Origin of the sequence: Dryocola sp. LX212 (assembly GCA_041504365.1) — a bacterium.
Classification (GTDB): Bacteria; Pseudomonadota; Gammaproteobacteria; order Enterobacterales; family Enterobacteriaceae; genus Dryocola.
In genome coordinates, this window is record CP167917.1 from 1,550,311 (window position 1) to 1,564,641 (window position 14,331).

At 55.9% G+C, this 14,331-nt stretch carries 12 protein-coding genes; 5 read left to right on the top strand and 7 right to left on the bottom strand.

Going from position 1 to position 14,331, the window contains the following annotated elements; genetic code table 11:
• Nucleotides 1-6: 6 nt before the first annotated feature.
• From hcp to aqpZ, 3 genes are all read right to left on the bottom strand, one after another.
• On the bottom strand, nucleotides 7-1,659 hold the full coding sequence (hcp, locus tag ACA108_07485) for a hydroxylamine reductase (protein XEX97336.1): 1,653 nt from the start codon (nucleotides 1,657-1,659) through the stop codon (nucleotides 7-9).
• Nucleotides 1,660-1,802: 143 nt separating this feature from the next.
• The gene (locus tag ACA108_07490; GenBank protein XEX97337.1) at nucleotides 1,803-2,702 is read right to left on the bottom strand and encodes a lysine exporter LysO family protein; all 900 of its coding nucleotides are present in this window, start codon (nucleotides 2,700-2,702) and stop codon (nucleotides 1,803-1,805) included.
• A gap of 155 nt (nucleotides 2,703-2,857) precedes the next feature.
• Nucleotides 2,858-3,553 carry an aquaporin Z gene (aqpZ, locus tag ACA108_07495; protein XEX97338.1) on the bottom strand — a complete coding sequence of 232 codons (696 nt, stop codon included), beginning with the start codon at nucleotides 3,551-3,553 and terminating at the stop codon, nucleotides 2,858-2,860.
• Between the two features lie 423 nt (nucleotides 3,554-3,976).
• Between aqpZ and ACA108_07500 the strand changes: the two genes are divergently transcribed.
• Nucleotides 3,977-5,632 (top strand): ATP-dependent endonuclease, encoded by a 1,656-nt coding sequence (locus tag ACA108_07500; GenBank protein XEX97339.1) that lies wholly within the window; start codon nucleotides 3,977-3,979, stop codon nucleotides 5,630-5,632.
• On the opposite strand, the gene ACA108_07505 is transcribed toward ACA108_07500, so the two are convergent.
• Nucleotides 5,629-6,576 (bottom strand): VirK/YbjX family protein, encoded by a 948-nt coding sequence (locus ACA108_07505; protein ID XEX97340.1) that lies wholly within the window; start codon nucleotides 6,574-6,576, stop codon nucleotides 5,629-5,631. The genes ACA108_07500 and ACA108_07505 overlap by 4 nt on opposite strands.
• A gap of 139 nt (nucleotides 6,577-6,715) precedes the next feature.
• On the opposite strand from ACA108_07505, the gene macA reads away from it, so the two are divergent.
• Together macA and macB are read left to right on the top strand one after the other, a co-directional pair.
• The gene (gene macA, locus ACA108_07510; GenBank protein ID XEX97341.1) at nucleotides 6,716-7,831 is read left to right on the top strand and encodes a macrolide transporter subunit MacA; all 1,116 of its coding nucleotides are present in this window, start codon (nucleotides 6,716-6,718) and stop codon (nucleotides 7,829-7,831) included.
• Entirely contained in the window at nucleotides 7,828-9,774 is a 1,947-nt protein-coding gene (macB, locus tag ACA108_07515; protein ID XEX97342.1) for a macrolide ABC transporter ATP-binding protein/permease MacB, read from the top strand. Before macA ends, macB begins: the two co-directional genes overlap by 4 nt.
• Nucleotides 9,775-9,856: 82 nt before the next feature.
• On the opposite strand, the gene cspD is transcribed toward macB, so the two are convergent.
• On the bottom strand, nucleotides 9,857-10,081 hold the full coding sequence (cspD, locus tag ACA108_07520) for a cold shock-like protein CspD (protein ID XEX97343.1): 225 nt from the start codon (nucleotides 10,079-10,081) through the stop codon (nucleotides 9,857-9,859).
• Between the two features lie 324 nt (nucleotides 10,082-10,405).
• Here cspD and clpS point away from each other — a divergent pair, with 324 nt between their 5' ends.
• A complete protein-coding gene (gene clpS, locus ACA108_07525; protein XEX97344.1) occupies nucleotides 10,406-10,726 on the top strand; it encodes an ATP-dependent Clp protease adapter ClpS in 321 nt (106 codons plus the stop codon).
• A 28-nt stretch (nucleotides 10,727-10,754) separates the two neighbouring features.
• Complete coding sequence (clpA, locus tag ACA108_07530; protein XEX97345.1) at nucleotides 10,755-13,022, top strand: ATP-dependent Clp protease ATP-binding subunit ClpA; 2,268 nt, start codon at nucleotides 10,755-10,757, stop codon at nucleotides 13,020-13,022.
• Nucleotides 13,023-13,115: 93 nt separating this feature from the next.
• Here the strand turns inward: clpA and infA are convergent, their stop codons facing one another.
• On the bottom strand, nucleotides 13,116-13,334 hold the full coding sequence (gene infA / locus ACA108_07535; GenBank protein XEX97346.1) for a translation initiation factor IF-1: 219 nt from the start codon (nucleotides 13,332-13,334) through the stop codon (nucleotides 13,116-13,118).
• Nucleotides 13,335-13,621: 287 nt separating this feature from the next.
• Nucleotides 13,622-14,317: a leucyl/phenylalanyl-tRNA--protein transferase gene (gene aat / locus ACA108_07540; GenBank protein ID XEX97347.1), complete on the bottom strand. Its 696-nt coding sequence runs from the start codon at nucleotides 14,315-14,317 to the stop codon at nucleotides 13,622-13,624.
• Nucleotides 14,318-14,331 lie beyond the last annotated feature (14 nt).

Consider the following 14,331-nt stretch of genomic DNA (forward strand, 5'->3'; position numbering starts at 1 on the left):
GGCTCCTTATGCGCTCATCAGCGCTTTGATGTCCTGTTCAACGGTGGTGATGGCGCGCAGGCCAAACTTCTCGTTGAGAACCGCCAGCAGGTTTGGCGTCAGGAAGCCCGGCGCGGTCGGCCCGGTGACGATGTTGGTGACGCCCAGCGACAGCAGGGTCAGCAGAATAACAATCGCCTTTTGTTCGAACCAGGAGAGCACCAGGCTCAGCGGCAGGTCGTTAACGCCGCAGCCGAGCTTCTCTGCGAGGGTGACCGCCAGAATAATCGCCGAGTAGGCATCGTTGCACTGGCCCGCATCCACCAGGCGCGGCAGCCCTTCAATGTCGCCGAAGTCGAGCTTGTTGAAGCGGTATTTGCCGCAGGCAAGGGTCAGGATCAGGCAGTCTTTCGGCACGCTGGTGGCAAAATCCGTAAAGTAGCTGCGCTCGCCGCGTTCGCCGTCGCAGCCACCAACCAGGAAGATGTGGCGCAGCTTTTCACGGCTGACTAAATCAATCAGCGTGTCGGCCGCGCCCAGCAGAGTCTGGCGGCCAAAGCCGACGGTGATCAGATGTTCAATTTCGCTGTACGGAAAGCCCGCCATCTGCTGCGCCTGGGCAATCACCGGAGCGAAATCATCCCCTTCGAGATGGCTGACGCCCGGCCAGCCGACGATGCTGCGCGTCCAGATGCGGTCGGTATAGGAGCCGACTTCCGGGTTAATAATGCAGTTTGAGGTCATCACGACCGGCCCGGGGAAGCGGGCGAATTCGCTCTGCTGATTCTGCCAGCCGCTGCCGTAGTTACCCACCAGGTGTTTGAATTTACGCAGTTCCGGGTAGCCATGGGCGGGCAGCATCTCACCGTGGGTGAAGACGTTAACGCCGGTGCCTTCGGTCTGCTCCAGCAGGTTGTAGAGATCTTTAAGATCGTGCCCGGAAATCAGAATGCATTTGCCCGCTACCGGGCGAACGTTCACCTGGGACGGCGTCGGGTGGCCGTATTTTGTGGTTTCGCCGCGATCGAGAATGCTCATCACTTTGAAGTTCATCTGGCCGATTTCCATGGAGCAGTCGAGCAGCGCGCCCATGTCCGCAGGCCAGGTGCCGAGCCACGCCATGATTTTGTGGTACTGGGAGTAAATGTCATTGTCATACTGGCCCAGCACGTGGGCGTGTTCCATATAGGCCGCCGCGCCTTTCAGGCCGTACAGGCACAGCAGGCGCAGGCCAAGAATGTCTTCGCCGATTTCCGCTTTATCGCAGTTTGGCGCAAAGTCTGCCGCCTGGCGCTGGAGCTCGCCCAAATCGCTGCTGACCAGCTGCAGATCCGCCATCGGATTGTCGACCACAGCGTCCGGCTTAATGGCCAGAGTGCGAGCCTTCAGGCTGCCGCGTAGCGCGATGGCTTCGCGGGCGTAGCCAACGATGCGAGGGGAGTCGAAGTTAACGTTAGTGAGGGTCGAGAAAAAGGCGCGCGGCGCGAAACTGTCAACTTCGTGGTCGATGATGCCCACGTTTCGTGCGGCAACGGCCCAGGCCGACAGGCCCTGAAGGGCGGCAATCAGCAGGTCCTGCAGGTCTGAAGTTTCGGCAGTTTTGCCACACATCCCCTGAGCGTAAGCGCAGCCGTTACCCGCAGGGGTGCGGATCGTTTGTTCACATTGCACACAAAACATGATCGTACCTTTTAAAGTTATATTTAATATACATATTTAAGGTTATGCCTGTGGGGATCGGGAGAAAAGCGTTTTTTGCCGGAACCTGACGAGAGATTGATTTAGCGCAAAGTTGGCGGCAGGAGCCTGCCGCCAGCCGGATATCAGGAGGCGAAGAAGGCCATGAGCAGCGGAGTGAGCAGGCTGAGGATAAACCCATGCACAATGGCGGCGGGTACAATTTCCAGGCCGCCGCTGCGCTGCAGTACCGGCAGGGTGAAGTCCATGGATGTTGCTCCGCACAGGCCAAGCGCCGTCGAACGGCTTTTAGCCACCAGCCCCGGGATCAGGACGATGGCCAGCAGCTCACGAATCAGATCGTTGAAGAAGGTTGCGCTACCGATAACCGGCCCGTAGGACTCGGTCATCAGGATGCCGGACAGCGAATACCAGCCGAAGCCCGAGGCCATCGCCAGCCCGGTTTTGATCGGCAGGCCAAGAATCAGGGCGTTGATGACCCCTGCCACCATCGAACTCAGGACCACGACCACTGCGATGATCATCCCCCGACGGTTAAGCACGATCTGCTTCAGCGTCATGCCGCTGTTGCGCAACTGGACGCCGACCAGCAGCAGCAGGAATATTAAAGTGTACTCGCTGGCCTCGGTGGCGTGCTGCAGGAATGCCCAGCCGGTCAGCCCCAGCAAAAAGCCCGCTACCACAACAAAGCACAGCTTCAGGGATTCCAGCGCCATGGCAATGCGCGACGGCAGCTTTTCCTGCTGGTGGCTATGGTGCCAGGGCAGGGTGCGCTCGAGCCACAGCAGGCCTGCGGCGTTACACAGCAGAATGACAATGACGCTGACGGCGGAGTAATGAAAAATATCCAGCAGGTTGCTGGCGAGGTTGTCCAGAAAGGCGAGGCTGACCCCCATCAGAAACAGGATGACGTAGACAATCCAGCTGAGCAGGCGGTTGATGAGCTTCAGGAGGCTTGTTTGCTTCAGGGGAATAAGGTATCCGACAATCAGCGGCACTAAGATGATTAACAATCCCGAAAACATGTGGTGGTGAGTCCTTGCGATAGGTATGACGGCGGGTTACACACTACCCAAAGAAGTTAAGTGAGTAAAGTCACACAATATCAGGATGTTTATGCATCATGACGCAAAAAAAAGGCCTGGCACGGGCCAGGCCTTTTGCACAGCATCTTAATTTATTAGCTGCGTTTTTCCAGCAGGTGGCGATAGATCAGACCACCAAGGATACCGCCGATAATTGGCATCAGCCAGAACAGCCACAGCTGCTGTAGCGCCCAGCCACCCTGGAAGATAGCCACTGCGGTGCTGCGTGCAGGGTTAACAGAGGTGTTGGTGACCGGAATGCTGATCAGGTGAATCAGGGTCAGCGCAAGGCCGATGGCGATAGGTGCGAAACCAGCCGGAGCAAATTTATCCGTCGCGCCGTGAATAACAATTAAGAAGCCGCAGGTTAATACGATTTCGATAATAATGGCAGAAAGCATGTTGTAGCCATCAGGTGAATGCTCACCATAGCCGTTCGATGCAAAACCGCTTGCTACGACATCAAAACCAGCCTTACCGCTGGCGATTAAATACAGAATACCCGCCGCAACAATACCGCCGATAACCTGCGCAACAATATAGCCAACCACTTCTTTCGCCGGGAAGCGACCGCCAGCCCACAGGCCCAGAGTTACCGCCGGGTTAAAATGACCGCCGGAAATATGGCCAACGGCATAAGCCATCGTCAGCACGGTTAAACCGAATGCCAGCGCAACTCCAGCAAAACCAATCCCCAGTTCAGGATAAGCCGCTGCTAATACCGCGCTGCCGCAGCCACCGAATACCAGCCAGAATGTTCCAAAGAACTCTGCTGCTAATTTTCTAAACATAACCACCTCTGTGTTGAAAAAACAACAATAGCTAACCTACGTTACTAATTAACGCCTGCTTGTATTGCTGTTTTATTACCGTCATTAAGGGTATGACGAAAAAATGCCTGGAAATTTTAAAGAATTCGTCTACCCAGAGCCAGCGCAATATATCCAACTAGTTTGATTTAAGGCAATGAGGTGCGATTCCTTTTAAGAATATACCAGTGAAAAGTATAGTCATATTCAGAATAAAGTAGGATTTTTCTTGGGTTGTACAAAAATAAATAATTTCTCCGTTATTTGAAGCAGCTTTCTTTGATCTATTTTGTTTATTTCTGCACAAGTTCAGGGTGGTGTTAACGACCACCACTTTGCCGCTATACTCGACAACATGCCGCCTGGAGCGCCAGTTGAACTGGTCGTTCAGATCCTGGAGGGAGTATGTTTCTTGAACGCGTAGAGGTTGTCGGATTTCGCGGCATCAATCGTTTGTCATTACAGCTTGAGCAGAACAACGTGCTAATCGGCGAGAATGCCTGGGGTAAGTCGAGCCTGCTGGATGCATTGACGCTGCTGCTTTCGCCGCAGGAGCAGCTATACCACTTTTCTCGTGACGATTTCTATTTTCCACCCGGAGACATGCCGGGGCGCGAGCACCATCTTCATATCATTCTGACGTTTCGGGAAACCGTGCCGGGCCATCATCTTGGTCGTCGCTACCGTGAGCTTGCGCCGCTGTGGGGTGAAGGCAGTGACGGTTATCACCGCATTCTTTATCGTCTGGAAGGGGAGCTTGCAGAAGACGATTCGGTGCTGACACTGCGCAGTTTCCTGGACAACAAAGGCAGAGCCATAGAACTTGTTGATATTGATTCTCTGGCACAGCAGATCACCCGTTTGAATCCAGTTCTGCGCCTGCGGGACGCGCGCTTTATGCGTCGTTTACGCAACGGCAGCATACCCGCGATGCCGGAAACCGAAATGACTGCCCGCCAGCTGGACTTTCTGGCTCGCGAGCTGGTTTCCCGGCCGCAGAATCTTACCGACGCCCAGCTGCGGCAGGGGCTTTCCGCCATGGTGCAGCTGCTGGAGCATTATTTTTCTGAGCAGGGGGCCGTTGCCCACAAGAGGCTGATGCGCCGCCGCTCTCACGACGAGCAGCGCAGCTGGCGCTATCTGGACGTCATTAACCGGATGATCGACAGGCCCAACAGCCGCACCCACCGGATGATCCTGCTGAGCATGTTCTCTACGCTGCTGCAGGCCAAAGGTTCCGTTACGCTCGATCGCGATGCGCGCCCGCTGCTGCTGGTGGAAGATCCGGAGACCAGGCTGCATCCTATAATGCTCTCCGTTGCCTGGCACCTGCTGAACCTGCTGCCGCTGCAAAAAATTACCACCACCAATTCCGGCGAGCTTCTGTCGCTAACCCCGGTTGAGCAGGTCTGTCGGCTGGTGCGCGAATCATCGAGGGTCGCCGCCTGGCGGCTTGGCCCTGGCGGCATGAACGCCGAAGACAGCCGCCGTATCGCCTTCCACATCCGTTTTAACCGCGCCTCATCTCTGTTTGCCCGCTGCTGGCTTTTGGTTGAAGGGGAGACGGAAGTCTGGGTGATGAACGAGCTCGCGCGCCAGTGCGGCCACCATTTTGATGCGGAAGGGGTGAAGGTTATTGAATTTGCGCAGTCCGGACTGAAACCGCTGATCAAATTTGCCCGCCGCATGGGCATTGAATGGCATGTGCTGGTGGACGGGGATGAAGCTGGGAAGAAGTATGCTGCTACGGTGCGCGGGCTGCTGGATAACGATAAAGACCAGGAGCGGGACCACCTGACGGCGCTCCCGGCGCTGGATATGGAACACTTTATGTACCGCCAGGGATTCGCGGACGTCTATCATCGCGTGTCGCAAATTCCTGAGAACGTACATATGAATATGCGCCGCATAATCGTCAAGGCAATCCATCGCTCTTCCAAACCGGATTTGGCTATTGAAGTGGCGATGGAGGCGGGACGGCGCGGCGTGGACTCCATTCCTCCAGTCCTGAGGAAAATGTTCTCGCGGGTGCTGTGGCTGGCGCGAGGCAGAGCAGACTAAAGCTTGCCAGCAATGCCGTCGCTCATGGCATCCAGCAGCGTGTAGCGGCGGCGGTATTCAGCGCGTTTCTTGCTGGCAATCTCCTCCAGCGGCTTGCGGGCGACGCTTTCCGGCAGGCGGAAGAAGCCGCTGGTTTGCAGCTCGCCGCTCATCGACTGCCAGAAGCTGTCGTAGTCCGCGTGCAGCTTCCCTTTTTTCTTCTTTTTATAGCGCCATGAGCGGTAGATATGCGCGCTGTTGCTGACGGCAAGGATCTGCTCAACGTTAAAGTGCCGGGCCAACTGACAGGCCGCCTCCAGCAGCAGGCGTTTAGGAAATAAACCGTGGCACGCTTTGGTCGCCTGCTGAATGGCTTCGTGCGGGACCCAGGATTTTGCCCCCTGCAGGCCACCAATAAACAGCGTGGATTTGCCGTTAATTTCACAAAGGGTAAAGGTCAGCTCTGCAAGCGTGGTTCCCTCTTCGTTGCGCATCACCAGCGTGGCTTCGCCTTCTTTATCCAGATCGGCAAGCGTGCAAAAATCGATGTAATAGCGAAAATCGTTCTTGCCCTCTAGCTCGGCGAGACGGGCACCGCCGATGGTTAAATGGCGGCGGATCAGCTTTTCCGGCAGCGCATCCTCCAGCGTCCGGTAGTGGAAACACAATGCATTCAGGGTATCCTTGCGGTTAAAATTCGCCGTCAGATAGGGGCGATGCAGGCGGCAGGGCAGCCCTGGCTGGGCGCTAAGCAGGACATCAAGCAGCGGCTGCTGCGCCAGCGCTGACAGCAGCTGGCCTGTTGTGAACGGCGTCAGCAAAGAGCGCAGCATGAATTTGTGGCGATAGCCCGGGTTATGCCACGCAGAACCCGGCTGCTGCACACCTTTCGCGAGGGAAAGAAACAGCTGCCAGCCGCTCTGAGGCGCTGTCGTTGTCTGTTGGTTTACGGCTATCTGCGACATAATCATTACTCGGTTTGCGGTTAAGACGGCTATTTCAGCACCGTTAACCTCAACCAACGCTCAATCGGGCCGTGCGTCACGAGAGAGCTTTTACATTTGTTGACGCTCTGTTTAACTGAGCTTTACCTCCGGGATGCCTATGAGATTCAAGGGAAAAATAAAAAAACGTTACTGGCTTCTTGCGCTACTGGTGCTGATGCTGGTCATCTGGCTGTGGCAGTTTTTGAACGCGCCCACGCCCACCTACCAGACCATGATTGTGCGCAAAGGCGCGCTCGAGCAGAGCGTGCTGGCAACGGGCAAGCTGGATGCATTACGCAAGGTTGACGTCGGCGCGCAGGTGAGCGGCCAGTTAAAAACGCTGTCGGTGAATATCGGCGATAAAGTGAAAAAGGATCAGCTGCTGGGGGTTATCGACCCAGAACAGGCGCAGAACCAGATTAAAGAGGTCGAGGCTACGCTGATGGAGCTTCGCGCCCAGCGTCGCCAGGCCCAGGCGCAGGCAAAACTCGCTCAGGTGACGCTGAGCCGCCAGCAGGCGCTGGCGAAAACCCAGGCCGTGTCGCGTCAGGATTTGGACACCGCGGCAACGGACCTCGACGTTAAGATCGCCCAGATAGGCACTATCGAAGCGCAAATCCAGCGCAATCAGGCTTCTCTGGATACCGCAAAAACCAACCTCGACTTTACGCGCATCGTTGCGCCAATGGCTGGCGAAGTCACCCAGATCACGACCCTGCAGGGGCAGACCGTGATCGCGGCACAGCAGGCCCCAAACATTCTTACGCTGGCGGATCTCAGCACTATGCTGGTGAAGGCACAGGTTTCCGAGGCGGATGTTATTCATCTTAAGCCAGGCCAGAAAGCGTGGTTTACGGTGCTGGGCGACCCCCTGACACGCTATGAAGGCACGCTGAAAGATATCCTGCCGACCCCGGATAAAGTTAACGACGCGATTTTCTATAACGCGCGCTTTGAAGTGCCGAACCCGCAGGGCGTGCTGCGTCTGGAAATGACCGCTCAGGTCCACATCCAGCTCGGCGGCGTGAAAGACGTTCTGACCATTCCTCTGGCGGCGCTTGGCGAACCGGTGGGCGATAACCGTTACAAAGTTACCGTGCTGCGCAACGGTGAAACCCGCGAGCGTGAAATCACCATCGGCATGCGTAACGATACCCAGGTACAGGTTGCAACGGGGCTGACCGAAGGAGAAGAGGTCGTGACGGGCCGCTCGAACGCCGGGAGCGCACCATGACGGCACTGCTTGAGCTCAAGGAAATTCGCCGCAGCTACCCCTCCGGGGACGAGCAGGTTGAAGTGCTCAAAGGTGTCAGCATCACGATTGAAGCGGGTGAGATGGTGGCGATTGTCGGGGCGTCCGGCTCCGGCAAGTCCACGCTGATGAACATACTCGGCTGCCTGGATAAACCTTCGGGCGGCAGCTATAAAGTGGCGGGGGTGGACGTCTCCGCGCTGAACAGCGACGAGCTGGCAACCCTTCGTCGGGAACATTTTGGTTTTATCTTCCAGCGCTATCATCTGCTGTCGCACCTCAACGCGACGCAAAACGTTGAGGTTCCCGCCGTGTATGCGGGAACGGCCCGGGTCTACCGCCAGCAGCGCGCCCGCGCTTTGCTGATGCGGCTGGGGCTGGCGGAGCGGGTTGACTATCTCCCCTCGCAGCTTTCGGGTGGCCAGCAGCAGCGAGTGAGTATCGCCCGCGCCCTGATGAACGGCGGGCAAGTTATTCTTGCCGATGAGCCGACCGGGGCGCTGGACAGCCATTCCGGCGAAGAGGTGATGGCCACGCTCAAGCAACTGTGCGAGCAGGGGCACACGGTGATTATCGTTACCCACGATCCGACGGTTGCCGCCCAGGCGCAGCGCATCATCGAGATCCACGACGGCGAAATTATCAGCAATCCTCCTTCCATCTCACGGGACGTAAAGGCAAAAAGCGATGCGGCTACGCGCCCGACGGCTTCCGGCATAAAACAAACCATCAGCAGCTTCCGCGAGGCGTTTTCAATGGCCTGGCTGGCGCTGGCCGCCAATAAGATGCGCACCCTACTGACCATGCTGGGGATTATTATCGGCATCGCCTCGGTGGTGTCGATAGTTATAGTGGGCGATGCGGCAAAGCAGCTGGTGCTCGAGGATATTCGCGCAATAGGCACCAACACTATCGACGTCTATCCCGGCAAGGATTTTGGCGATGACGATCCGCAGTACCAGCAGGCGCTGAAGTACGCCGACCTGGCGGCGATTGAACAGCAGCCGTGGGTAACGTCCGCAACGCCGTCCATCTCCAGCAATCTGCGGTTACGCTACGGCAACGTGGACGCGGCCGCGAGCGTCAACGGCGTTAACGGCAAATATTTTGACGTCTACGGCATGACCATGAGCCAGGGCACCACCTTCAACAGCGAGCAGCTTGCCGGGCGTGCCCAGGTCGTTGTGCTGGACAGCAACAGTAAGCGTCAGCTGTTCCCGAACAAGGCTAACGTGATCGGCGAGGTGATCCTGGTAGGCAATATGCCCGCCACGGTCATTGGCGTGGCGGAAGAGAAGCAGTCGATGTTTGGCAGCAGCAAGGTGCTGCGCGTCTGGCTGCCCTACAATACCATGGCCGGGCGGGTGATGGGGCAGAGCTGGCTCAACACCATTACCGTTCGCGTGAAGGATGGCTATGACAGCCATGAAGCAGAGCTGCAGCTTAACCGCATGCTCGAGCTGCGCCACGGCAAGAAAGATTTTTTCACCTACAATATGGACGGGCTGTTGAAAACGGCGGAAAAGACCACACGTACTCTACAGCTGTTCCTGACGCTGGTGGCGGTGATTTCTCTGCTGGTGGGCGGTATCGGGGTGATGAATATCATGCTGGTATCGGTGACCGAGCGTACGAAAGAGATCGGGATCCGTATGGCGGTAGGGGCCAGGGCAAGCGACGTTTTACAGCAGTTTTTAATCGAAGCCGTACTGGTTTGTCTGGTGGGCGGGGCGCTGGGGATTTCGCTTTCGCTGCTGATAGCCTTCACGCTGGGGCTGTTTTTACCCGGCTGGCAGATTGGCTTCTCGCCGATGGCGCTGCTCACCGCGTTTGCCTGCTCAACCGCGACAGGCGTGCTGTTCGGCTGGCTGCCCGCGCGTAACGCTGCAAGGCTGAACCCGATTGACGCGCTGGCGAGGGAGTAGCCTGGTATTTTGCTGACAATAAAAATGCCAGCCGTCAGGGCTGGCATTTTGGCTTTGGGATGTACACAATAAATCAACGGGGCTAGGCAACCGCCGCTTCCACTTCGAGTGGAAGGATAAGACTGGCGTGATTGCCCTTTGGCCCCTGATGTACATCAAACCTGACAACTTGCCCGGCTTTTAACGTTCTGTACCCATCCATCTGAATGGTGGAGTAGTGTGCGAAAATATCTTCGCCGCCGCCTTCGGGGCAGATGAAGCCGAACCCTTTGGCGTTATTGAACCATTTAACTGTACCCGTCTCCATGCTTCGACATCCTTCGTAAATCTTATAATTGAGATGGAATGAACCGGTGGGTAAGGGCGGGCTGTTCATAACCTCGCCAACTCACGCCAGTACAATGTAGATATTTTAATCACTGCGTCAAGCGTTCAGCCGGGAAGAAGGGGGGACAATCACTCAGAAATTTGAAGCAGTTAACGCTATTGCTAATATTGTGATCTGGCTCGCTAAGGGTTCCAGCCATCACTTTGCAACACAATTAGTTGCAGTAGCCAAAAGCGTATTACACTCAACCTAAGGGCCTCGTTCTGGTGAAGGCCAGACGATTTAATATGATGACGATGCGCAATGGGTAAGACGAACGACTGGTTAGACTTTGACCAATTAGTGGGCGATAAACTGCGCGAAGCGCTTAAACCACCCTCTATGTATAAAGTGATGTTAATGAACGATGACTACACGCCGATGGAATTTGTTATTGACGTGCTGCAAAAGTTCTTTTCTTATGATGTAGAGCGAGCCACACAGCTGATGCTCACGGTTCATTATCAGGGGAAGGCCATCTGCGGGGTATTTACTGCGGAAGTGGCAGAAACCAAAGTAGCGCTGGTGAACCAGTATGCCAGGGAGAACGAGCATCCGCTGCTGTGTACGCTAGAACAAGCCTGAAGAAGGCAACAATTTGGGGGAGGTGCCTATGCTCAATCAAGAACTGGAACTCAGTTTAAACATGGCTTTCGCCAGAGCGCGCGAGCACCGACATGAGTTTATGACCGTCGAGCATCTGTTACTGGCTTTGCTCAGTAACCCATCGGCCCGGGAAGCGCTGGAAGCGTGTACCGTGGATCTGGTGGCGCTGCGTCAGGAACTTGAAGCCTTCATCGAACAAACCACACCGGTGCTGCCTGCCAGTGAAGAAGAGCGAGATACGCAACCTACGCTCAGCTTCCAGCGTGTTCTGCAGCGCGCGGTTTTCCACGTCCAGTCTTCTGGCCGCAGTGAAGTAACCGGTGCCAACGTGCTGGTTGCCATCTTCAGCGAGCAGGAGTCCCAGGCAGCCTATCTGCTGCGCAAACACGAAGTCAGCCGTCTCGATGTGGTGAACTTCATCTCCCACGGCACGCGTAAAGACGAGCCAAACCAGGCGCCGGGTGCCGACAATCCGGTCAATGAAGAGCAAGCAGGCGGGGAGGAACGTATGGAAAACTTCACCACCAATCTCAACCAGCTTGCGCGCGTGGGCGGTATCGATCCGCTGATTGGCCGCGACAAGGAGCTTGAGCGAGCCATTCAGGTGCTATGTCGTCGCCGTAAGAACAACCCGCTGCTGGTGGGGGAGTCCGGCGTGGGTAAAACTGCTATTGCGGAGGGCCTGGCCTGGCGCATTGTGCAGGGCGACGTGCCTGAAGTCATGGCTGATTGTACGATCTACTCGCTGGATATCGGCTCGCTGCTGGCCGGGACTAAATATCGCGGTGACTTTGAGAAACGCTTTAAGGCGCTGCTTAAACAGCTTGAGCAGGATCAGAACAGCATCCTGTTTATCGATGAAATCCATACCATTATCGGCGCTGGTGCGGCCTCTGGCGGCCAGGTCGATGCGGCAAACTTAATCAAGCCGCTGCTTTCCGGCGGCAAGATCCGCGTTATCGGTTCAACCACCTATCAGGAGTTCAGCAACATCTTTGAAAAAGACCGCGCGCTGGCGCGCCGTTTCCAGAAGATAGATATCACTGAGCCAAGCGTTGAGGAGACCGTGCAGATCATCAACGGCCTGAAAACCAAGTACGAAGCGCACCACGACGTGCGCTATACCGCGAAAGCGATTCGTGCAGCGGTGGAGCTGGCGGTGAAGTACATCAACGACCGTCACCTGCCGGATAAAGCGATTGACGTTATCGACGAGGCCGGTGCTCGCAGCCGCCTGATGCCGGTAAGCAAGCGCAAGAAAACCGTTAACGTGGCGGATATTGAAACCGTGGTTGCCCGCATCGCGCGTATTCCGGAAAAAAGCGTCTCTGCGAGCGATCGCGATACGCTGAAAAATCTGGGCGACCGCCTGAAAATGCTGGTCTTTGGTCAGGATAAAGCCATTGAGGCGTTAACCGAAGCCATTAAGATGAGCCGTGCGGGTCTGGGGCAGGATCATAAACCGGTAGGCTCCTTCCTGTTTGCTGGCCCAACGGGCGTAGGTAAAACGGAAGTGACCGTACAGCTGGCTAAATCGCTGGGCATTGAGCTCCTGCGTTTCGATATGTCCGAGTACATGGAGCGCCATACGGTAAGCCGCCTGATTGGCGCGCCTCCGGGCTACGTTGGTTTTGACCAGGGTGGGCTGCTGACGGATGCGGTGCTCAAACATCCGCATGCGGTACTGCTGCTTGATGAGATAGAAAAAGCGCACCCGGACGTCTTTAACCTGCTGCTGCAGGTAATGGATAACGGCACGCTGACCGATAACAACGGGCGCAAAGCGGACTTCCGCAATGTGATTCTGGTGATGACCACTAACGCCGGCGTGCGTGAAACCGAACGTAAGTCTATTGGCCTGATTCGTCAGGACAACAGCACCGACGCCATGGAAGAGATCAAAAAGATCTTTACGCCGGAATTCCGCAACCGTCTGGACAACATCATCTGGTTCAACCACCTCTCCACCGAGGTGATTCATCAGGTGGTCGACAAATTTATTGTCGAGCTTCAGGTGCAGCTGGATCAGAAAGGCGTCTCGCTGGAAGTCAGCCAGGAAGCGCGTGACTGGCTGGCGGAGAAAGGTTATGACCGTGCCATGGGCGCTCGCCCTATGACGCGTGTCATTCAGGACAACCTGAAAAAACCGCTTGCCAACGAGCTGCTGTTTGGTTCACTGGTAGACGGCGGACAGGTGACCGTGGCGCTGGAGAATAACCAGCTGACCTACAACTTTGTCAGCGCCCAGAAGCGCAAGCCGGAAGCGGCACACTAGCTGCTCTGAGCACAAAAAAAGGCCGCATATCAATGCGGCCTTTTTATTAGCGACTGCTCGGTCGCAGCGCCCGGCTACGACAGCAAAAAACTCTTAACGACTACGGAAGACAATGCGGCCTTTGCTCAGGTCGTACGGGGTCAGCTCTACAGTGACTTTGTCACCCGTCAGGATGCGGATATAGTTTTTACGCATTTTACCGGAGATATGAGCGGTTACCACGTGCCCGTTTTCCAGCTCAACGCGGAACATGGTGTTAGGTAACGTATCAAGAACGGTACCCTGCATTTCAATATTGTCTTCTTTGGCCATCTAATCCTCGGGGGTATCACTACCAATGTTTTGAACCGGCAAGATAATGCCGAAGTTCGCTTATCATGTAAAGAATTGTTGGTGAATTCACCAGCAAAGTGCATTTTGCACATTACCCATAAACCACGCGAAAGCTGCATCAAATGCGCTAACAACAAGGGGTGCGAAGAGATAAACGAGGGGCGTTCCCTTTAATTGCAGTTCCCATACGGCGGCGGGGTAATGGGCAGAGTTCACTCTGCGCGGCTAATTATAACACCCTCAACAAAAATGTGCCGTAAACATTATTAGTCCGGTAGGGTTTGTGGCACCCAACAGTGGGAAATTAGATGCTCCGTACGTAAATCGGCCAGGTGGCGGAGATAATCCCGGCGGGGGATCTCGATGGCTCCCAGAGACGCGGTATGGCTGTTCAGAACCTGACAGTCAATCAACCTGCCGCCGTGGCGCAAAAAGTGCCGACAGAATACCAGCAGCGCTGTTTTAGAGGCATTCTCCCGGCGGCTGAACATGGACTCGCCGCAGAATAACGCCCCCTGAATCACCCCGTACATGCCGCCAACCAGCTCTTCGCCTTCCCAGACCTCAATAGAATGCGCGTAGCCCAGCTCATGCAGGCGCTGATAGGCCTCTACGATATCCTGGGTAATCCACGTACCCTCTTCACGATCTTGGGCGCAGCCGGTAATGACTTTTTCAAAAGCATGGTTGAGCGTCACCCGGAACGGCGAGCGGCTGTGGAAGCGCTTCATGCTGCGGCTGAGGTGAAATTGCTCCGGATAGAGCACGGCCCTGGGATCCGGGGACCACCACAGGATAGGATCCCCCGGCGAGAACCAAGGAAAAATCCCGCGCTGGTACGCCATCAGCAGTCTGGCCGGGCTGAGATCGCCCCCTAGTGCCAGTAACCCATTCGGTTCACGCAACGCGCCTTCCGGAGAGGGGAAGGCGATAGAGTCACGAGAAAGCTGTATCAGGCGCATGACTTCATCACTCC

Excerpts from the sequence above, each read along its gene's own strand:
- macB (XEX97342.1), top strand. The coding sequence starts at position 7,828 with ATGACGGCACTGCTTGAGCTCAAGGAAATTCGCCGCAGCTACCCCTCC.
- ACA108_07505 (XEX97340.1), bottom strand. The coding sequence starts at position 6,576 with ATGTCGCAGATAGCCGTAAACCAACAGACAACGACAGCGCCTCAGAGC.
- infA (XEX97346.1), bottom strand. The coding sequence starts at position 13,334 with ATGGCCAAAGAAGACAATATTGAAATGCAGGGTACCGTTCTTGATACG.
- clpA (XEX97345.1), top strand. The coding sequence starts at position 10,755 with ATGCTCAATCAAGAACTGGAACTCAGTTTAAACATGGCTTTCGCCAGA.
- aat (XEX97347.1), bottom strand. The coding sequence starts at position 14,317 with ATGCGCCTGATACAGCTTTCTCGTGACTCTATCGCCTTCCCCTCTCCG.
- ACA108_07500 (XEX97339.1), top strand. The coding sequence starts at position 3,977 with ATGTTTCTTGAACGCGTAGAGGTTGTCGGATTTCGCGGCATCAATCGT.
- macA (XEX97341.1), top strand. The coding sequence starts at position 6,716 with ATGAGATTCAAGGGAAAAATAAAAAAACGTTACTGGCTTCTTGCGCTA.
- aqpZ (XEX97338.1), bottom strand. The coding sequence starts at position 3,553 with ATGTTTAGAAAATTAGCAGCAGAGTTCTTTGGAACATTCTGGCTGGTA.
- cspD (XEX97343.1), bottom strand. The coding sequence starts at position 10,081 with ATGGAGACGGGTACAGTTAAATGGTTCAATAACGCCAAAGGGTTCGGC.
- ACA108_07490 (XEX97337.1), bottom strand. The coding sequence starts at position 2,702 with ATGTTTTCGGGATTGTTAATCATCTTAGTGCCGCTGATTGTCGGATAC.
- clpS (XEX97344.1), top strand. The coding sequence starts at position 10,406 with ATGGGTAAGACGAACGACTGGTTAGACTTTGACCAATTAGTGGGCGAT.
- hcp (XEX97336.1), bottom strand. The coding sequence starts at position 1,659 with ATGTTTTGTGTGCAATGTGAACAAACGATCCGCACCCCTGCGGGTAAC.